Origin of the sequence: Vibrio nigripulchritudo (genome assembly GCF_027924785.1) — a bacterium.
GTDB classification, from domain to species: Bacteria; Pseudomonadota; Gammaproteobacteria; order Enterobacterales; family Vibrionaceae; genus Vibrio; species Vibrio nigripulchritudo.
Genome location: NZ_AP027049.1, coordinates 2,303,657 through 2,323,526, shown reverse-complemented (window position 1 = coordinate 2,323,526; position 19,870 = coordinate 2,303,657). Strand labels below are relative to the sequence as shown.

Genomic DNA, 19,870 nt, shown 5'->3' with positions numbered 1-19,870 from the left:
CTTTTTGTCAAAAAATGCTGGGAGTCTTACAAATTTTCCCATTCGGTCAAGGTTAATGCTGAGTAAAACTCGCCGGAATAGAGTTCCAGTAGCGTGAATTCTCCAGTGTAGTCATTGCGTGATGCGGTATCGATAAAATAGCTGTTTGCTATCCGCACAACTTTGTCGCTACGAGTGTGCCCATGAATGGTGAAATCAACGCCGGATACGGCCTCAGAAGGCTGCCCCTGGATTCTAGTTCGACCCCAAATCCATCGTGGGTTGTCCATCATATCTCCTTGCCAGTTCTGCATTTCCTCCCACACAAGCGAGTGTGGCTGAGCATGACTGATTCCCACCTTACGACCATCAGGCAGCGCACAAGTGATGGCACAGGGCATTTGGTTAACGATGTTTACCAACTTCTCAAGCGTCGCTCTTGGCTGAGTTAACGCCCAATCTCCACCGTTTTTACACCACACTTCAATCAGGCGTCTCTGTTCGCTAGTTTTATCTTCCAGATCCCAGACAGAAAGGGCATTAGACATCATGAGTTCATGATTTCCAGCGATTGAAAGGAACCAAGGTGTCTGGTGATAAAACTCCAGAGTTTCAATAGACTGAGGACCACGATCTATCAGGTCGCCGACGGAAATAAGAAGATCATTCGATGAATCGAATTCAATGGCATCGAGTGTGTGTTTTAAATGGTCAAGCTTGCCATGGATGTCGCCAATGACAAAAACGCGTTGATAGGGAGAGACGTCAATAAATTGGTGCCTGAATTCCATTCCTATGATACCACTTTGAATATGAATTGGTTTTGTCTGCACCCAACCAGGAGGTTGGTGATAAAAGTTTATACCCAAGTAACCTCAAGGTACTAGTTTCAGCGAGAATTGCTTGGTTTTCAGGCAAGGCATCGATTTGAAGATCTAGTGGGTCTAAATCAAAAATCGATAACACAGCATGAGAACCAAGCAAACTCGCCCACGGGAGTCCATATTCTGTCTCATTTCCTCGTCAAAAAACTTGGAAAGGACTTGTCATTCCACTGCGTTTTTTTCCTTGAACTGAATCAGAATATGAGACTCTGAATTCTGCACCTTGAGGTCGCTTGGGTATATCTACTCCTCAAGATACCGCAAGATTGTGACAACGGCGAGCCTTATCTTTAGGGGTGTCATTCGGTGCTCATCTTCACAAAAATGGACGCTGCACGAGGCTGATGCCATGAAAAATCGTCGCGGAAAGACTACTATTCGAGCTTCTGAAAAAAAGCATAATAACAAGATACTGTTCGAAGCACCGAACAAGCAAAGGCTCACGGAATGACCAGATACGAACAATTGGCTCAGGACATCAAATCACAAATCGAAAACGGCGTCTGGAGGGCAGGAGACAAACTGCCATCCGTCAGGGCAACGTGCCGAACTTCAGGGTTCAGTATTGCAACCGTGATGCAATCTTATCAGTTGCTCGAAAGCCAGGGCTGGGTTACGGCTCGCCCGCAGTCGGGGTATTACGTCGCGCCGAAACCGCCAGAGCCTTCGCTGCCAAGTACCCGAGAATCACTCAGCCAGACAGATACGGTGAACATCAATGACGTGCTTTTTGATGTTTTGCAGCAAACTCGGAAAAACGATGTGATCCCATTAAGCAGCGCGTTTCCAGACCCGGAGTTGTTCCCCTTCAAAGTACTGACGCGATGCATGGCGAGCAGCGGGCGTAAGATGGCACCAAAGTCCACGGTGAATAACCTTCCTCCCGGCAACGACAGTTTAAGACGATGCATAGCCCAGCGTTACAACCTCGAAGGCATTCACGTATTGCCCGACGATATTGTTGTAACTTCCGGGGCGATGGAAGCACTGAACCTGAGCTTGCAGGTTGTCACTAACCCAGGTGATCTGGTCGCGGTGGAGTCACCTACCTTCTATGGTGCATTGCAGGCGATTGAGCGCCTGAAACTCAAAGTGGTTGAAATTCCCAGTTGCCCGAAGTCAGGTATCGACTTAGAAATGTTGGATCAGGCGCTGAGCACTTTGCCAATCAAGGCATGCTGGTTTATGACGAATTTTCAGAATCCTCTGGGGCACACTGTTCCAAAAGAGAAAAAGCAAAAGCTGGTTAAGTTGTTGTGTAGCCACGATGTTCCTCTGATCGAAGATGATGTGTATTCGGAACTCTACTTTGATGATACAAAACCCCAGCCTGCCAAAGCCTTTGACAGTCAGCATTCGGTTTTGCATTGCGGGTCTTTTTCTAAATGCCTTGCCCCTGGCTACCGTGTGGGCTGGGTTGTAAACCGTCAGTACGCCAAGCAGTTGCAGCGTGCACAGCTGATGTCGACGCTTTCTGCCAGTATGCCAACTCAGTTAGGTATTGCTGATTACCTCCAGTCTGGTGGCTACGACACACATTTGCGCAAACTTCGCAAAACTCTTAAACAGCGTCAGCAGGACTTTCTGAAGGGGCTGAGGGCTTACCTGCCTGAGGAGGTAAAGGTGACGTCTCCAAAAGGGGGGTATTTCGTTTGGGTTGAAATGCCGGAGTGTGTAAATGCGGAATCGATATATACCCAACTTCTCGAAGACAATATCGGGATTGCGCCTGGTATTCTTTTCAGCTCAGATAAGCACTATGCACATCATATTCGGCTGAATTGTTCATTTGAGTGGGATGCTCAAATTGAGCACGCGATACGTCAATTGGGCGCTTGGATTAGTGAGGCAATTTACAACTGAGCTGAGGTTTGAAATCAGGCGCAAATCAATAAATGCAGTTGCATTGTGTAAAGTTGATTATGGAATCACTTTATCGTTTTAACAAATCCTTTGCATTTATAAACTTGCATTCGACTCCTCTCTTTTTCTCCTTTGTTAACCTGAATGAGTTCGCGGTTATTTTGGCTCAGCCATTTTCGCCACCGTGGACATGTTCAGGAAAATAAAACGGAGAGAAACAATGAAAAAACTAGCACTATGCTCTGTCGCTTTGGCAGGGCTATCGCAGGTTTTATTGCCAGGTTTGGCGAATGCGCATGGCTGGGTAGAATACCCAAGCGCGAGACAAAACACCTGTTACCTAGACGGTGGATTTTGGGATAACGCTATCCCTAATCAGGCTTGTCAGGCAGCTTACGATGTTTCGGGTGCATTCCCGTTCGTACAAAGAAACGAAATTGCAGCGAACGTTGCCAATTATGAAGACATGGCACACGTAAGAGCTGTAATCGCAGATGGCAGCTTATGTTCCGCTGGCGCTAGCTCAAAAGCCGGGCTGGATGTGGCGTCACCACATTGGCAAAAGACAGCCCTTCAATTGGATGCGAACAATGAGTTTGAGTTAGTCTTTAACGCTTCTACACCTCATGATCCATCGTACTGGGAAGTGTACCTATCCAACGCCGCTTACACAGGTGATGCACCGTTAACATGGTCAGATCTCGATCGACTAGTCAGAAATGACAATGTGGTGCTTGGACCGGATAAGAAATACCGACTCACTGTGAAAATTCCGGCAGGAAGAACAGGTGATGCAGTACTTTACACTCGCTGGCAGCGCAAAGATCCAGGCGGTGAAGGTTTCTACAACTGTAGTGACATCAGTTTCAGTGGTGGCGGTACTAACCCAGATCCGGGTCCAGTTGATCCCACTCCTCCAGCGAAGAACCTGACGGAACTTGGCTACTTTGTGACTCCCGATTTTGGACCTGTAGAAGTAGGGGATACGGTGAGATTCCGTACGTTTAGCCCTACAGGACAAGAGACAAATGACATTCAACTGCCAATCACAGCCAACAACCAGTCGAACTGGGCGGGTTTGATTGCCACTCAATTCAATGACCAGAACAAAGGTAAGTGGTTCATTGGTATCTGGCATGCTGAAATGAATCACTACATGTACGACAGTTCAAATGTGCTGGCGAACAAGGTTCATGCAGCGAATGCAGAGCCTACCTATCAGCTGTCTCTTATCAAAGCGACGGACCCTACGCCTCCGGTAACAGATGCATGGAGTGCAACCAAAGTTTATAAGGAGGGTGATACGGTAACACACGCTGGCAAAACGTGGACTGCGCAGTGGCATACCCGAGGTGAAGAACCTGGTACGACTGGTCAGTGGGGTGTCTGGAGATAATCTGAACAAACATCAAGAACCAACAAACGCCTCAAAGTGATTTGAGGCGTTTTTTTAACTGTTCGGTTCTTTTTCGAAGTAACTGTTCTACAGCGTTTTAGGTTCTGTATGGCATAAAAGGGGTGGTTAAGTTAAGGAGTCTTCCCATGAGCAAGCATACCGCCTCTCAAGAGATAAAATTGATTGTTGTTGCTATTGTATGTGCCCTGATGTTGGTATTCGGTCATCTGATACTGGCTAAGAGCTTTCTGGGTTTTGCCTGGGTTGAAACGGCAGCCGCTGTCATTCCACTCTTTATGGTTGTCATCTGCTATTTAGCCGTCAGAGCAGCCAGTAAGGCAGAAGACTCCGCTAACGAAACTTCCTGAATCAAAGCGTGTTAATACTTTAAAGAGGTGCATCAGTCAGGCACACAACCCCCATATCGCCTGTGCCTGAGTTGCGCCAATTTCAATTCTCTGTAAGTGAGTCTTGCCCCGGATAGGGGCTTTTTTCGTTTTCCTTCACAGTTCAATAAACGCACATGAGTTTTGCGAACTGTACCAAAGCTACAAAATTACACACTTTAGAAAAGACAAATGTTTGAAAGATCGTGTTAAACACTATATTTTGAGGCTGCATTTTAAGTTGCAAAGGAAAAACATGGACATTTTTAAGATCATTCAGGAGTCTTGGAATTACTATCGACGTCACTTGTATGCCATAACGCTCGTCATGCTGCCAGTGATATGCATTGTCGACTTGTTTAATGCAGTCATCCCTATTGACTTGAAAAATATAACTGCGCTTCAGGGCTCTCTTCTTACCCTTGCTCCTTTTGTTCTTCTTCCTTTGTATCAGGCTGCGATTGTGGTTCTTCTGAAGTCGCGATATGACGGGGCAAACTTAACAACAGGACAGTGTTACCGTCACGGCAGTGATGCTTATGTCAGGCTACTGGTCATGTACATCGTTATGGGTATAGCGGTATTTTTCGGCTTTATGCTGCTGATCATTCCAGGAATCTATCTTATCGGACGATTCTGCCTGGCAGACTATTTCTGCGTGCTTGAAGAGAAATCGTACACAGAGTCATTAACCTTAAGCTGGAATGCGACCAAGCAATTCCAATGGCCAATTCTCGGTGGCTATTTGCTGGTGGCTCTGTTGCAGGCAATGCCGACCTATCTGTTAGGTTCTCTGGTTGGCATTCTTGAGTTAGAAAATGCGGTTGTAGACTTTGTTATTGGGGCAATCAGCACTATTCTAATGGTCATGATCACAGCTTACACATTCCGCGTTTACTGCTTCCTGGAAGTTGATGAACCAAAGCAGGGTGAAGTGGTCTAAATTATTCCGTGACAAACCCATGAAATGGTTTCAAGGAAGTGACTCAAGACATGAAAGTTAAGATTATCACCGTAGCGTCAGTTGTAATGTTGATCGCTGCATGCTCTGGTCCTCAGGCGTATTACGGCACTCGCAGTTCCCAACAGAATCAGTGCCAGAGTATTGCCGACAAGCTGGAATACGAGCAGTGCATGCAAGATTCAAAGATGAGTTATGAAGAATATCAGGAACGTATGAAAAACTGATCAGCACTATCGAGAGATAATTATGAAAAGCCATTGTGTGAAGCAATGGCTTTTTTGGTTTCTTTCTCTCAGTTTTCATAATTTCTATAGGTATCTGCTGGATATTCTTCAATGGCAGGGTAAGTTTGTAGGCATCTTTATATCAAGGAAGATTCATATGATCTATTTAGCGGAGTATCAGACCACGGTGTTGGTTGTGGGCTTAATGGGAGCGTTGATGTTTATTCAGCTTCTGATTGCAGATGTTGTCGGTATTATCAAAAAGCACAAACCCGGGCACACCATCGCGTCAAACCACGATGATCTCTTGTTTCGTGTTGCGCGTGCACATCTGAACACCAATGAAAGTATTGCCATTTTTATTCTTGTCACTCTGTTTGCCGTTTTAACTTCGGCATCCCCGTATTGGGTCAACTTGCTTGCCTCGGTTTATTTTGGCTCTCGCGTGGCTCACATGTTCTGCTATTACCTCAATTTTAAAATTGCTCGCAGTGTGGTGTTCGCAGTAACAGCACTGAATTTGTTAGGGCTGTTTGTCGTAGGTTTGATGGCGTTCTAGCCATTTCTTATAGATTCAATAGCGTCTTCACTGCTGCTTTTACCCCAATTTCCGGGCTACTCAGCACCGGAATTTGGGCAGCCAGGTCATTTGTTGCACCTGCCATAGATGCCTGTGCCAGCACAATGACGTCATAGCCTGACTGCTGGTCCACAATTGTATTTCTTATCTTCGTTAAATACTCAGGCATATCGCCGGATTGGAAGTCTTCCCAAGCCTGTTCAATCAGATGATAGTGAATGTCCACTATCGACGATTGCGTACGCATTGAACTTTCTAGCAACTGCCTGGTGGGCGGTAACGTACTTTCCAATGCCGCCAAGACCAAAATTTTTTGATGACCGACGGCAACATCTGCCATTGCCCGGTCGATTCTTCTAACATCTAACTTTTCTCTCGACGCCAGCTGTTCAGCGATGCTTCCCAGCGTAGAGCAAGTGGATATTGTGATTCTCGCGATACTGGCTAAATCGCGTAATATCTCTTCGGTGTTTGCAACTACAGAGTGATTCAATCCTTCTGACACGGCTTTACTTAACAGCTCAGGTTCAACTCGACGGATTTGGCGCAAGTCAGGTGCCATTTGGCTAGTAAGATTGGTAAAAGTATCAACGTGAATCTTCGCGGTATGCAGAAACGCAATGTCGTATTCTTTCAATAGTTAAACCTCTTTGAAATTAAGGGTTTAGTTGGCATGCGTATTGTAAATATTTTTATTCAAAAAAGTACGAATGTTATGCCAAATTGCACATTTCTTATCATATAGGCCTATCAACTCTTTTCAATCGGATTTGATTCGGGTAGTTTGAGCTTATCGGGAAAACTGATAGGGAAGTCAATGCAGGCACTTGAGCTGAAGATTCCTCCTCCAATCATCGCTTTCACTTGCGCCATAAGTATGTGGATGTTGCCTGCTGCGAAAATATTCCAACAACACAATCTTGTGACATATCTGCTGTGTTTTCTATTGTTTACACTTGGCATTTTGCTTGCCACTTCTGGCTTGATTGCCTTTAACAAAAAGAAGACAACGTTCCATCCTACGCTGACAGAGAAAACGACCTCTCTGGTAACAACGGGCATATATCAGTACACAAGAAACCCTATGTATCTCGGAATGTTACTTGCGCTTTTGGGGCTAGGCATACTGTTCAATAACTGGCTTTCTTTTACGTTTTGCGCGTTGTTTGTCGCATACATAACGAAATTTCAGATTCTGCCAGAAGAAAGGTTCCTGACAGAACTTTTTCCAGACTCCTATCCAGAATACCAAACGCAAGTCCGTCGTTGGATTTAACCAGGGGGTCAACAGACCCTGAACATTACGATAGATATGAAGAACGTTTTATTTTTTCTTGGGTTTGCTTTCTTTGTGATTCACGAGATTGACGCCATGATGCACCACGAGTGGTTGGTGATTCCGCTTACTGTCTGGATACCACAGGATTATGCTATGACATTGTTTGTCGCGGCGCATATTCCTCTGTTTCTTGTGATGATGGTTATGTTACCGACGGAATTTCTGAGTAAGATCGAAAAACTTCAAACTGCGATGGCTACTTTTATTGTCATTCATGGCATATTGCACTCCGCGTTTATGACTCATGAGCAATATGAGTTTGACTCTTTCTTGTCTAACCTGTGGATCTTTGGAGGAACTCTGGCAAGCGCCATCTTCCTGATTTTCCAGACAGGCAAGGGGAAAGTGCCGTCTGTGCCAGAGTAGTGTCGCTGCCTGAGCAATAAAAATAACTAGGTCAAAAGAACCTAATAAAAGACGCACTGTAATCCAATAGCAGATAAAGGATATCTCAGTGAAAAAAACCTCTTATGTAACTCCCAAGCAAGTGGTCGCCAACTACTGGAAAGCCATGGCAGAAAACGATTTTCATGATGTGGCGAAACGATGGTTGAGTGAAGATTTTGAATGTTCGTGGCCACAATCTAATGAACTCATTGTTGGACAGGAGAACTTTGCCTCTATCAATAGTGAATACCCAGCAGAGGGCAAATGGACGTTTCAGGTAAACAGCCTGATTGAAGAAGGCACTCAGGTTGTCAGCGATGTCACCGTTTCTGACGGTAAAGTCGTTGGTCGAGCCATTACGTTCCATACAGTATTCAATGGCAGAATCACTAAGCAGACCGAATTTTGGCCAGACAACTACCCAGCACCTGAATGGCGCAAGAACTGGGTAAAGCCGCTGGAAGAAATCGCGGTTTAGTGAAATAAATTCCTACACATTTCGTTCTTTATAAGCATGATTCGGGCGCAAGTTCGAATCATGTTTTATTTTGTATGTACCCGTCTCCTAGACTGGGTAGGTCAGTGGAACTAAAGAGAACGTAATGTGAGAAGAAAAGTGAAGTATTGGGGGTGGTTGCTGAGCCTTGTTTTGATTGTGGTTGTAGCCAGTGCCCAAATGCGTCATAGCGACGTGCCTGTTTCCGTGCCCGAATCGCTTGGAGTGACCAGTGTTACTTCACCACAAACACAGGTTCAGATTCTTTTTATTCATGGCTCTCCCGGTTCCAAAGAAGGCTATTCTGCTTATCTTGAGCACCCGGATCTCCGTAAAAGAGCGGACTTAGTGTCCATTGATAGGCTCGGGTATGGCGAATCTGACCCACTGCCAGAACCATCTATCTTAAAGCAAGCTCAGGCCATTCTTCCTTTTTTATCCAAAGACAAAGCGAATATATTAGTTGGACACTCTCTGGGGGGACCAATTGCTCTTCAGTTAGGGCTTATTGCACCTAATCAGATTAGTGGGATGGTGTTTGTCGCTCCTGCGTTTGATCCGGAACTGGAACACCCCAAATGGTACAACCGCATTGCAGATACCTTGCTGGCAAAGTGGGTGTTACCCACAGAATGGAATCAGTCCAACGTAGAAATGATGTCACTGTCTAAGGAACTGGAACTCTTGGCATCTCGTGATTGGTCAGCCTTAACTATGCCTATCAATATTGTCCATGGTGTTGAGGACGATATTGCCGATCCCGGCAACTCTGTATTCGCCATCAATAAACTTCCTAAACAATCTGTAAAGCTCATTCAGCCACCAGATGAAGGGCACTTTGTGCTGTGGCAAAACGTCCCACTCGTGGTCGAGAGTATTCATCAGGTCATCGGCTTTTTGTCTAACGAATAACCTTATCAACGAAAGCGTGAGTTTTGCGGTGTTTCATAAGTGAGACTATTTTGCCACTGGTCTTACTAAGAGTATGATATTTATAAAATAAAAAGCTCAGTAAATTCATGTTAAACATGAATATAAAACCAGTCACATAACCGGGTTTCACATGTTGAAATACTCGGTGGAAGGCGAATTAATCTATGAACAGATTGAAATGTCTCCAGCGAGGTACTCAGGTTTACGCTCTTGCTCTATTTTCTGAGCAGCTTCCTTTGCCAATTTACGCTCTTGAGATCATCCCTTCCAATTTCTTTCCCTTTTTGCCCCACGGGCTTCTTTACTGAAGAACAAAAAATGAATAATGACAGACAGGCAATCGACACGCTGCGTGGCTTCGCGTGTATTTTACTTGTGGCATACCATGTAGTTGGTAATACACCTTTTAATGGATTAAGGCTTGAAGAGGGCGTGTATCGAGAAGTGAATGATCTTCTCGGCTACGTCAGGATGCCCATCTTTACATTTTTATCGGGCTTGGTTTACGCCTATCGTCCGTTTAATGGCGATTATCGAAAGTTTTTCTCCGGAAAAACGAGACGATTACTTTTCCCGATGCTGGTTGTAGGAACGTCCTTTGCGGTTTTGCAATCATTCACCCCTGGTGCGAATGCTGAGCAATACAATTGGTCAACGCTGCATGTTTTACCTGTGGCACATTTTTGGTTTGTAGAGGCGCTATTCATCATATTTGCGTTCGTAGCGATATTTGAAGCATTGAAATTCCTGAGTAATCCACTGTTGTTTTCGGCTGTTTTTGGATTGGCGACCTTTATCTATACCTCTAGCTTTGACGTACCGTATTTTGCTTTGTCTGGTACTGTCTACTTATTTCCATTCTTCTTGCTCGGTGTAGCGATACACAGGTTTAACTTGATTCGGTATCTTTCGGTTTGGCACGGTTGGATGTTGTTGGCCTTGGTTTCGGCGTCGCTCATGCTGAACGCGCTTGGCTACCTTTATGTGCACGACAAGCGATCTGTCTATGGGTTATTGGTAGGAGCAGTATTTTGCATTGGTGCGCTGTCTATTCGCGGAAGGAGCCAGTGGCTTGCCAGAATAGGTGTGTATTCTTACTCAATTTATCTTTTCCATGTTTTCTTTACTGCGGCTTTTCGAATCATCCTCACCAAAGTTGGTGTTGAGAATACTCACCTGCTTTTTGCTGTGTCATTGTTAGCCGGAATCGTGGGACCAATTGTTACCGAAAGATTGTTGTTAGGCACCAACATCACCCGAGTGCTCTGTTTAGGAAAAGCTCCGACAAAAATCGAAAATCTTTGGTTCTCTAAACGCTTTAAGAAAGACAGAGAGCTCACAACAGTGAGTGATGTGTAAATCGCATGTAGGCAAGATATTGGGCAAAGTTCAGGTTCAAGCTTTGCCTTTTTCTATTCGACATCCAGGCAAAATTCTGATGTTATCGTCTGAAATTGAGATGTTCGCAATATGCTCCGGAGTTACCGTGAGTTATGCTAACTGATTGAAAAATAGGAACTGTCGGGTCGGTGTCGGCTTGATGTCGTTCCATGTCAGGTCGAAATCCGGCTAAAGTAAGTTGCATCAACAAGGCGTTGCTATGAATTTGAAAGCTCTTAGAACCGACCGAGGGTGGTCTCAAGAACAACTCTCTCAGATGAGCGGATTAAGTGTCAGAACCATTCAGAGAATAGAACAGGGGAGCAAACCTGGAATGGAGTCACTCAAATCTTTAGCCGCAGTGTTTGAAGTTGATATTCATACTTTGCAGCAGGAGACACCAATGACCAATACAGAAAGCCTGAGTAACGAAAACATTGTCATTTCAACAGAAGAGAAAGACGCAGCTAAAAAAGTAAAACGATTGAAAAAGTTTTACTCAAGCCTGTTGAGCTATGTGGCAACGATAGGCTTCTTGTTCATCATCAACCTCATCACCAGTCCAGGTTATATATGGACGATTTGGGTTGCGTTAGGTTGGGGATTAAGTATTGCGTTGCAAGCGGTGAAGGTATTCGAGGTATTCAGCTTTTTCGATGACGACTGGGAGAAAAGGGAAATCGAAAAGCGAATGAAGAAATAAAAAAGGGAAGCCGAGGCTTCCCTTCTTGTTATCTAGCGTAAGCCAATTAAGCGCTTTGAGTTTTCGCTTCAGCGGCTTTCTCGTCTTCATCAATCAAAGAGTCAACGATAACAGCACAAGCTGCGTCACCAGTAATGTTCAGCGCAGTACGAATCATGTCAAAAACACGATCCAGTGCGAACAGCAGTGGAAGACCTTCAATTGGAATCCCGGCAGCAAGAAGTACTGCTACAACAAGGAACGAAGGACCTGGAACACCTGCCTGACCTACCGCACCAAGAGTCGCGGTCACGATAATTGCAGCGTAAGCGCCAAGGCTTAAATCTACGTTGAACAGCTGAGCAAAGAAAATCGCCACCAGACCGTAGTAGATTGCATTACCACTCATGTTGATGGTTGCACCCAATGGAAGCGCGAAAGACGCTGTTGAGTTACGCACTTTCAGCTCGTGCTCAACGGTATCCAGAGTAACAGGCAGTGTCGCCATTGAAGATGCAGTAGAAAGCGCGACAGCTTGAGGCTTTTTCATCGCAGAAATGAATTTCTTAGCGGATGTTTTAGTGAATACATGTACCAGAGTAGGGTAAACCACGAAACCAAAGATAAGAATGGCTGCCACGTAAACGAAGAAAAGCTTAATCACAACGGTAAGAGCGCTGAAGCCAAAAGTACCGACTGCGTCTGCCATCAGACCGAAGACACCTATTGGAGCAATCTTCATCACGCAGTTGATCATCCAGACCATAGCGTCAACGATGGCATTAACGCCATTGATTAGTGGAGCACGACGCTCTTTTTCCAGCTTAGATACGGCAATCCCGAAGAAAAGACAGAATACCAGAATCTGAAGAATGTTCGCTTCATTCAGAGATTGGAAAACGTTGGTAGGGATCATGCCAATAACAGTTGCCCAGAACGTTGGCAACTCACCTTTTGATGCGTACTGGTTTGAGAACATGCCTTCAACACCAGATACATCTACACCGATACCCGGCTCGAAAATCTCACCCATTGCCAGAGCCAGCGTCACTGCCAGTGCAGACGTAACTGCAAAGAACCCTAGGGTAAAGATGCCCACTTTCCCTGCTGAGTGACTATCACCAAGACCTGCTGCACCAGAAATTAGCGCTACTGCCACCAGTGGGATCACTAGCATCTTGATCAATGCGATGAAGATTGAACCCAACGGCGCAAACATAGATGCTGAATTGCCCATCAAAGCACCCGCTAGGGTACCAAGAATCATAGCAATAACGACTTGAACACCGATATTGCCTAATAAACCCTTACTTTTTAACACTTCCATAACCTCTGTGCTATAAATATCGTCAAACCTAGATATTGCATCTGATATGTTAAAAAATATCGGATGAAAATCTGGTTTGGTCTTTTACACCGAATTGGAAATTCGATCAATATAACGCAGACGAATAAGTAAGAAAAAATTCATATTTGATGGTTTTTTGAATAACTATTCATGCCAAACGTTTGCTTTTGATATGAGTTAGGTTGTTTATTCGGTTGAAAGGTGGGGCAAGAGATCGCGTTAAACAGGGGGAGAGAAAAACGCAACATTAAGGTAAATGTTGCGTTTATGTTGTTATTTTTGAGTGGCAGCTTTCATCGGAGAGATAAATTCTGACAGGGCTGTCAGCATAGCTTTTTCATCTGCAATGTTAGCTTCAATAATTTTCACCACCGCAGAGCCAGAAATCGCGCCTGCAGCTCCTGCTTCCAAAGCTTTCTTGACTTGCTCAGGCTCCGAGATGCCGAAACCTAATAATGCAGGTGGCGCGTCAAACTGGTTTAACTTATCCAGCATATCGCCCACAGGCATGTTAGCTTTGGTTTCTGCGCCTGTTACACCAGCACGCGAGAGTAGGTAAGTGTAACCTCCACCGAGCTCTGAGACCTGCTTTAAGGTGTTGTCTGACGCTGTTGGTGGGGCAATAAAGATTGGATGAATACCGTGCTTGTGCGCGGCTTCTACAAATTCCTGACTTTCATTGGTTGGCACATCTGCAATCAGTACCGAATCAATCCCTGCGTTGGCACAGCGCTCGTAAAAGCTGTCGATGCCATTGGCATACACAAGGTTTGCGTACATCAACAAACCTATAGGCAGTTCAGGGTTGTCCTGACGAATTTTTGCGATGCTGTCGAAGCAGATATCCGGTGTGGTACCTGAATCCAGGGCACGAATGTTTGCCCCCTGAATTGTCGGACCATCCGCCAGTGGGTCGGAGAATGGAATCCCTAACTCTAATGCGTCTGCTCCTGCATCCACTAAGGTTTGCATGATTCTCAAAGATTGTGCCGGGTTAGGATCGCCTACCGTAACAAAGGGAACGAATGCACCCTGATTTTTTTCCGCCAGACGGGCGAACATAGCTTGATAACGATCCATTACAGCGCTCCTTTCTTCTCTAAAATATCGTGTACTGTGAAGATATCTTTGTCGCCACGCCCAGACAGGTTAACAACCAGTAGCTGCTCTTTTTCTGGGTTCTCTTTTGCCAGTTTCAGGGCATAAGCCAGTGCGTGAGAAGATTCCAGAGCCGGAATGATGCCCTCGTTGCGCGCCAGTTCCTGGAAAGCATCCAGAGCTTCATCGTCGGTGATAGAGACATACTCAGCACGACCTGTAGCGTTCAAGTGCGCGTGCTGAGGACCGACGGAAGGGAAGTCCAGACCTGCAGAGACTGAATAAGACTCTTCGACCTGTCCATAAGTGTCTTGCATCAGAGGGGCTTTCATTCCAAAGAAGATCCCCGTTTTACCGTGCTTTAATGGCGCGCCGTGTTGATCGGTATCGATACCTAAGCCTGCTGGCTCAACACCGATAAGCGCAACGTCGGTTTCATCAATGAAGTCTGCAAACATGCCGATGGCATTTGACCCGCCACCTACACAGGCAATAACAGAGTCGGGCAGGCGACCTTCGCGAGCCAAAATCTGATTCTTAGTTTCTTCACCAATCATGCGCTGGAATTCACGAACGATGGTTGGGAAAGGGTGTGGTCCTGCAGCAGTACCAAGAAGATAGTGCGCGGTTTCGTAAGAAGCAGACCAGTCACGAAGTGCTTCGTTACACGCATCTTTCAGAGTAGAGCTACCTGAGTGAACCGGAATCACTTCCGCGCCCATCAGCTTCATACGGAACACGTTCGGGCTCTGACGCTCTACGTCTTTCGCACCCATGTAAACGCGACACTTTAAACCCAGCAATGCACACGCAAGCGCGGTTGCAACACCGTGCTGACCAGCACCTGTTTCTGCGATGATCTCATTCTTACCCATGCGTTTCGCCAGCAGTGCCTGACCAAGTACCTGATTGGTTTTGTGAGCACCACCGTGAAGCAAGTCTTCGCGCTTCAGATACAGTTTGGTTTTTGTACCTTTGGTGAGGTTTCGAGTGAGCGTCAGGGCAGTTGGGCGACCAGCGTACTCTTGCAACAGACCCATAAATTCAGCAAAGAACTCTTTATCTTCCTGCGCGTCGATAAAGGCTTGTTCCAGTTGCTCAAGTGCTGGAACCAGAATTTGTGGTACATACTGACCACCGTATTCTCCGAAGTAGGCATCTAATTTTGCCATGGTATTTCCTTAAACTTTCTTGATAGCGGGCAAGCCGCCAGTGATCAGTAATTTCGAATTTCTTTAAAAGCCTGGCTCAGTTTCGCTTGGTCTTTCTGCCCCGGAGCGCTTTCTACGCCGGAATTCAGGTCCAGACCCAGGCAACCAATACTCGCCGCTTCTTTCGCATTTTCTGGCGAAAGCCCGCCCGCCAGCATGATGATTCTTTCGTCGCCAATCAGTGACCAGTCGAACGCAACACCCGTTCCCCCAGATTGATTGCCCACTTTTGAATCTAGAAGGTGACGATCAATATTGGCTTTCAGCAGGCTTGGTGCAGACTCTGATACACCATATGCTTTCCAAATCTTGCATTGTTCTGGCAGTGCAGCCTTGAGCGAATCGACATAAGACTTGTCTTCATCGCCATGTAACTGAACCGCAGATAAGCCAAGTGTGGATGCGGTTTCTGCAACAAAGTCAGATGGGTGATTCTGGAATACACCGACAAAGTTCAAAGGTGCGCCGCTCATGGTTAAGCGAGCTTGTTCCAGATCCACATAGCGTTTGGATTTTTCAACGAAAATAAGCCCACCAAACACCGCACCAGCTTGATAAGCTTTGGCGGCATCTTCTGGTGAAGTAAGACCGCATACTTTATTTTCACCGAGTAGAACGCGGCGAACAGCAAGCTCAAGGTTGTCTTCAGACATCAATGAGCTTCCAATCAGAAAGCCATCTGCATGGTTGGCGAGATCGCGAACTTGCTGATTGCTGTAGATGCCGGATTCAGAGATAACAATGGTGCCTTCGGGCAGTTTTGGTGCCAGCTCTTTGGTTCGGTTGAGGTCGATAGAAAGATCACGAAGGTTGCGGTTATTTATGCCCACAACGCGCGCTTTGAGACGAATCGCACGTTCTAGCTCTTCTTCGTTGCTGACTTCTGTCAAAATACCCAGATTTAAACTGTCTGCCACTTCTGCCAGCGCTTGGTATTGCTCATCATCCAACACAGACAGCATAAGAAGAATGGCATCAGCATTGTATTGCCTTGCAAGATACACCTGATATGTATCGATCATGAAGTCTTTGCAAAGAACAGGCTGTGTTACTTGATTCCTTACCTGAGGAAGGAAATCAAAACTGCCCTGAAAGTACTTTTCGTCCGTCAGAACCGAGATAGCACTCGCGTGGTTCTTATATACAGAGGCAATGTAATCCAAGTCAAAGTCATCACGAATCAAACCTTTGGAAGGGGATGCCTTTTTGCATTCCAGAATAAAAGCAGACTGACCCTGAGAAAGCGCATCATAGAAACTTCTGTCCGATGGCTTTAGTGACGGTTGAAAGCTTTCCAAAGGCTGGCTGACTTTGCGTTCTTCCACCCATATATGCTTGTCGGCAACGATTTTAGCAAGCACCTGTGCCATTTCACGGTTTTGTTGAGTAATGTGCTCAGACATTGATTTAGCCTCTCTCTGCCAGTTGTTTCACCAGCTCATAAGCCGCGCCAGAATTCATGGCATCAATGGCTTTTTGAGTATTGGCTTTCAAATCTTCGTTTCCAAACAGCTTTAGAAGAAGAGAAACGTTTACAGCAACCGCAGAAACCTGCGCTTCCGTACCTTTGCCTGTCAAAATATCTGTAATAATGGCGCGATTCTCTGCAGGCTCGCCCCCTTTGATGGCGTCTAATGGGTGCGTGTTCACACCAAAGTCTGACGGGGAAAGGGTGTACTCTTCAATCTTGCCGTCTTTGATTTCTGCAACCAGAGTCTCGCCGTGAATAGCCACTTCGTCCAGACCGCTTCCGTGAACGACTGCTGCGCGCTTCATACCCATTTGCAGCATGGTTTCAGCAATTGGGCGAACCAGAGCCGCATCATAAACACCCATCAATTCGATGTTAGGACGGGCTGGGTTAATCAGAGGACCCAGAATATTGAAGATGGTGCGCGTTTTCATGGTCTGGCGAACTGGCATGGCGTGGCGAACACCGCCGTGGTATTGCGGTGCGAATAAGAAAGCGACGCCTAAATCGTCCACAGCTTTGCGCGTATCTTCCGCACTCATTGCTAGGTTGATGCCGAATGAATCCAGCAGGTCAGAAGAACCGGACTTGCTCGATACGCCTCGGTTGCCGTGTTTTGCGACTTTTACGCCACATGCAGCAGCGACAAAAGCGGCGGTAGTTGAAATATTGATGGTATTAGAACCGTCGCCCCCAGTGCCGACGATATCTGCGAAATCGTAATCCGGGCGAGGGAACGGGTTAGCGTTAGCTAATAGTGCTGATGCTGCGCCTGCAATTTCTTCTGGCGTTTCGCCTTTGATTTTTAGTGCAGTTAGAACAGCAGCAAGCAGAATAGGATCCATTTCACCTTTGATGATGGCATCAAACAGTTGCTGGCTCTCGTCTTTGGTCAGAGATTGCTGGTCGTAAAGCTTATTTATAATCTGTTCCATAAAATCTTCCTTCTTCTTGCTCTGACTTAAAGCCGAGCTGAGTATCCGTAATTTCTTATTCTTGATTAAGCCAGTGCCCAGCGAATGGTATTGGCAAGCAAATTCGCCCCTTGAGTCGTCATGATGGACTCGGGGTGGAATTGGAATCCGCACACTTTGTCTTTTTCATTTACCACAGACATCACCAGTCCGTCGACTTCTGCCGTTACTTCTAGTGACTCAGGTACAGAAGTGGCAACCAGTGAGTGGTAACGAGCAATGGCAATAGGCGAGGGCAGATCGTGATATACGGAATGGTTTTGATGCGCCATCATCGACACTTTTCCGTGTACGATTTCACCTGCTCCGGCAACGGTGCCTCCATACGCCTCAACAATCGCCTGATGCCCCAGGCAAATACCAATCATTGGCACTTTGCCTTTTAGCTTTTGAATCAGCTCTGGCATGCTGCCTGCTTCGGATGGCGCACCGGGACCTGGTGACAGTACTACAACAGGGTTGTCCAGCTTCTCGACTGCGTTGGCAATCACTTCCGCAGCAATATGATTGCGATAGATGGTAACGTCATGTCCCAGAGAGCGGAACTGATCAACTAGGTTGTACGTAAAGGAGTCAAAGTTATCTACAAATACTAGGTTCGCCATCTTTTACTCCTTGTGGGCACTTTGAATTGCTGAAATTACCGCTTGCGCTTTACCGCGGGTTTCGTCGGCTTCTGCCTGAGGGTCGGAGTCATAAACAACACCAGCTCCTGCCTGAACTTGCGCAATGCCATCTTCAATGTATGCAGAACGAATAACGATACATGTGTCCAGGTCGCCTTCACCTGTCAGGTAACCCACTGCGCCACCGTAACTGCCGCGACGCGCTTTCTCTACATCTCGAATTAGCTGCATCGCACGGATTTTTGGCGCGCCTGTTAATGTTCCCATATTCATGCACGCCTGGTAGGCGTGCAGAGCATCAAGGTCTTCACGCAGTTGACCGACCACACGCGAGACGAGATGCATTACGTGGCTGTATCTGTCTACTTTGAGTAGGTCGGCAACGTGACGTGTACCCGCTTCAGAAATACGCGCAACGTCATTACGAGCCAGATCGACCAGCATCATGTGCTCGGCGTTTTCTTTCATGTCAGCACGAAGTTCAAGCTCAATACGACTATCCAAATCAAAATCGATGCTGCCATCGGCTTTCTTGCCGCGACGACGCGTACCAGCAATTGGATAAATTTCTACCTGATTGGTTTTGGTTTCGTACTTGAGCGCACTTTCTGGAGAAGCTCCAAATAATGTGAACAGTTCGTCGTCCATGTAGAACATGTAAGGGCTAGGGTTACTGTGCTTTAGCTCTTTATAAGCCGCTAGTGGTGATGGGCAAGGTAAGGTGAATCGACGAGACGGAACCACCTGAAAGACATCGCCTTTCACAACATATTCTTTTAAGTCGGTAACGGTTTGGCAGAAAACGTCATCTGAAATGCTTGGTACTGCTGAGACATCTTTCAGTTTCACTGCCTCTTTAAGTGGCGCTGGCTTGTTACTTTTCTCTGCAATGTCGTTCAGTCTTTCTTTTAAAGCAGACTCTGTGGAGGCATTACCGTCGAATTGTGTGGCTTGTACTGTACAGGTGCGAGTCTGGTGATCCACTACCATCAAAGTTTCAGCGACGTAGAATACGTAATCTGGGCATCGGTTGCCCTGCTGAGCACTACCCAAAGGTTCAAAGTTGGCGACGTGATCATAAGCAAACAGACCGCCCATAAAGATTGAGTGTTTGTCTTTTCCTTCCAAATCGAAACTGTGCTGAACCAGTCTTAGAGCATCAAAACTCGATGCTTCGCGCAAACGGCTGTCCTCATCTAACTCGGAATCCGGCTGCTCGAAATTCAGGACCAGTGCATCCGGCGACAGTTCAAACGAAACCTGCTCGTGAAGATTAGAAGAAAGGCGTTTAATCAAATGACGACCATTTTCAGTCAGGGCTTCGTAAGTGATCTGATGACCTCGGCATACGATGCGGACAGCGGCATCGACCAATAACCAACTGCTTAAATTTTCTTTGGAATCAATTTCTGCCGATTCCAACAACAGACTATTGGTTTTATCGCCGCAAAGTACCTGAAAAAGGCGCGTAGGATCTTCACTGTAAGGCACGGACATTGGGTGCAGGGTGACCTGTCCTTTTTCTTTAATCATTATGGCCTTATTCACAAGCCCTCCTTTTGAATAAACACATTTCCAAATCCCCAGTTAAAAAACTCAATTTGTGGTGCGATTTGGAGAAACTACATACTCGCATATTCGTCACTCAG

At 46.1% G+C, this 19,870-nt stretch carries 21 protein-coding genes; 12 read left to right on the top strand and 9 right to left on the bottom strand.

All coding sequences use genetic code 11. From position 1 onward, the window contains the following. Positions 1-26: 26 nt before the first annotated feature. A complete protein-coding gene (locus QMG91_RS10660) occupies positions 27-770 on the bottom strand; it encodes a metallophosphoesterase (protein WP_281826356.1) in 744 nt (247 codons plus the stop codon). A gap of 540 nt (positions 771-1,310) precedes the next feature. Here QMG91_RS10660 and QMG91_RS10655 point away from each other — a divergent pair. From QMG91_RS10655 to QMG91_RS10630, 6 genes are all read left to right on the top strand, one after another. Then, positions 1,311-2,726, top strand: a complete 1,416-nt coding sequence (locus tag QMG91_RS10655; protein ID WP_281826354.1) for an aminotransferase-like domain-containing protein — start codon at positions 1,311-1,313, stop codon at positions 2,724-2,726. Between the two features lie 220 nt (positions 2,727-2,946). After that, positions 2,947-4,122 (top strand): lytic polysaccharide monooxygenase, encoded by a 1,176-nt coding sequence (locus tag QMG91_RS10650; protein ID WP_345739806.1) that lies wholly within the window; start codon positions 2,947-2,949, stop codon positions 4,120-4,122. Positions 4,123-4,268: 146 nt separating this feature from the next. Next, positions 4,269-4,490: an asparaginyl- tRNA synthetase gene (locus tag QMG91_RS10645; protein WP_004400650.1), complete on the top strand. Its 222-nt coding sequence runs from the start codon at positions 4,269-4,271 to the stop codon at positions 4,488-4,490. A 274-nt stretch (positions 4,491-4,764) separates the two neighbouring features. Then, positions 4,765-5,451 carry a membrane spanning protein gene (locus QMG91_RS10640; protein ID WP_004400651.1) on the top strand — a complete coding sequence of 229 codons (687 nt, stop codon included), beginning with the start codon at positions 4,765-4,767 and terminating at the stop codon, positions 5,449-5,451. 50 nt (positions 5,452-5,501) lie between these two features. Then, a complete protein-coding gene (locus QMG91_RS10635; protein ID WP_004400652.1) occupies positions 5,502-5,696 on the top strand; it encodes a hypothetical protein in 195 nt (64 codons plus the stop codon). 157 nt (positions 5,697-5,853) lie between these two features. After that, on the top strand, positions 5,854-6,255 hold the full coding sequence (locus QMG91_RS10630; protein WP_281826350.1) for an MAPEG family protein: 402 nt from the start codon (positions 5,854-5,856) through the stop codon (positions 6,253-6,255). 7 nt (positions 6,256-6,262) lie between these two features. Here the strand turns inward: QMG91_RS10630 and QMG91_RS10625 are convergent, their stop codons facing one another. After that, positions 6,263-6,913 (bottom strand): aspartate/glutamate racemase family protein, encoded by a 651-nt coding sequence (locus tag QMG91_RS10625; RefSeq protein ID WP_281826348.1) that lies wholly within the window; start codon positions 6,911-6,913, stop codon positions 6,263-6,265. A gap of 180 nt (positions 6,914-7,093) precedes the next feature. Between QMG91_RS10625 and QMG91_RS10620 the strand changes: the two genes are divergently transcribed. The 6 genes from QMG91_RS10620 (at position 7,094) to QMG91_RS10595 (ending at position 11,514) form a co-directional block, all read left to right on the top strand. Continuing rightward, positions 7,094-7,552 carry a methyltransferase family protein gene (locus QMG91_RS10620; RefSeq protein ID WP_281826346.1) on the top strand — a complete coding sequence of 153 codons (459 nt, stop codon included), beginning with the start codon at positions 7,094-7,096 and terminating at the stop codon, positions 7,550-7,552. Positions 7,553-7,588: 36 nt separating this feature from the next. Further along, complete coding sequence (locus QMG91_RS10615; protein WP_004400659.1) at positions 7,589-7,981, top strand: DUF6713 family protein; 393 nt, start codon at positions 7,589-7,591, stop codon at positions 7,979-7,981. Between the two features lie 88 nt (positions 7,982-8,069). Then, on the top strand, positions 8,070-8,480 hold the full coding sequence (locus tag QMG91_RS10610; RefSeq protein ID WP_022550356.1) for a nuclear transport factor 2 family protein: 411 nt from the start codon (positions 8,070-8,072) through the stop codon (positions 8,478-8,480). 126 nt (positions 8,481-8,606) lie between these two features. Then, on the top strand, positions 8,607-9,410 hold the full coding sequence (locus QMG91_RS10605) for an alpha/beta fold hydrolase (RefSeq protein WP_281826343.1): 804 nt from the start codon (positions 8,607-8,609) through the stop codon (positions 9,408-9,410). A 339-nt stretch (positions 9,411-9,749) separates the two neighbouring features. Next, positions 9,750-10,790, top strand: coding sequence for an acyltransferase family protein (locus tag QMG91_RS10600; RefSeq protein ID WP_281826342.1), 1,041 nt, complete (start codon positions 9,750-9,752; stop codon positions 10,788-10,790). A gap of 241 nt (positions 10,791-11,031) precedes the next feature. Then, complete coding sequence (locus QMG91_RS10595; RefSeq protein WP_004400664.1) at positions 11,032-11,514, top strand: helix-turn-helix domain-containing protein; 483 nt, start codon at positions 11,032-11,034, stop codon at positions 11,512-11,514. Between the two features lie 46 nt (positions 11,515-11,560). Here the strand turns inward: QMG91_RS10595 and QMG91_RS10590 are convergent, their stop codons facing one another. The 7 genes from QMG91_RS10590 to QMG91_RS10560 all read right to left on the bottom strand — a co-directional run bounded on the left by QMG91_RS10590 (position 11,561) and on the right by QMG91_RS10560 (position 19,754). Continuing rightward, the gene (locus tag QMG91_RS10590) at positions 11,561-12,820 is read right to left on the bottom strand and encodes a dicarboxylate/amino acid:cation symporter (RefSeq protein WP_200765584.1); all 1,260 of its coding nucleotides are present in this window, start codon (positions 12,818-12,820) and stop codon (positions 11,561-11,563) included. A 294-nt stretch (positions 12,821-13,114) separates the two neighbouring features. Continuing rightward, positions 13,115-13,921 carry a tryptophan synthase subunit alpha gene (gene trpA / locus QMG91_RS10585; RefSeq protein ID WP_281826338.1) on the bottom strand — a complete coding sequence of 269 codons (807 nt, stop codon included), beginning with the start codon at positions 13,919-13,921 and terminating at the stop codon, positions 13,115-13,117. Next, a complete protein-coding gene (gene trpB / locus QMG91_RS10580; protein ID WP_022550361.1) occupies positions 13,921-15,111 on the bottom strand; it encodes a tryptophan synthase subunit beta in 1,191 nt (396 codons plus the stop codon). Before trpB ends, trpA begins: the two co-directional genes overlap by 1 nt. Before the next feature lie 44 nt (positions 15,112-15,155). Beyond that, positions 15,156-16,553 (bottom strand): bifunctional indole-3-glycerol-phosphate synthase TrpC/phosphoribosylanthranilate isomerase TrpF, encoded by a 1,398-nt coding sequence (gene trpCF, locus QMG91_RS10575; protein ID WP_281826336.1) that lies wholly within the window; start codon positions 16,551-16,553, stop codon positions 15,156-15,158. Positions 16,554-16,557: 4 nt separating this feature from the next. After that, on the bottom strand, positions 16,558-17,556 hold the full coding sequence (trpD, locus tag QMG91_RS10570; RefSeq protein WP_281826334.1) for an anthranilate phosphoribosyltransferase: 999 nt from the start codon (positions 17,554-17,556) through the stop codon (positions 16,558-16,560). 65 nt (positions 17,557-17,621) lie between these two features. Next, positions 17,622-18,200: an aminodeoxychorismate/anthranilate synthase component II gene (locus QMG91_RS10565; RefSeq protein WP_004409463.1), complete on the bottom strand. Its 579-nt coding sequence runs from the start codon at positions 18,198-18,200 to the stop codon at positions 17,622-17,624. 3 nt (positions 18,201-18,203) lie between these two features. Next, entirely contained in the window at positions 18,204-19,754 is a 1,551-nt protein-coding gene (locus QMG91_RS10560) for an anthranilate synthase component 1 (RefSeq protein WP_409351261.1), read from the bottom strand. Between the last annotated feature and the right edge of the window lie 116 nt (positions 19,755-19,870).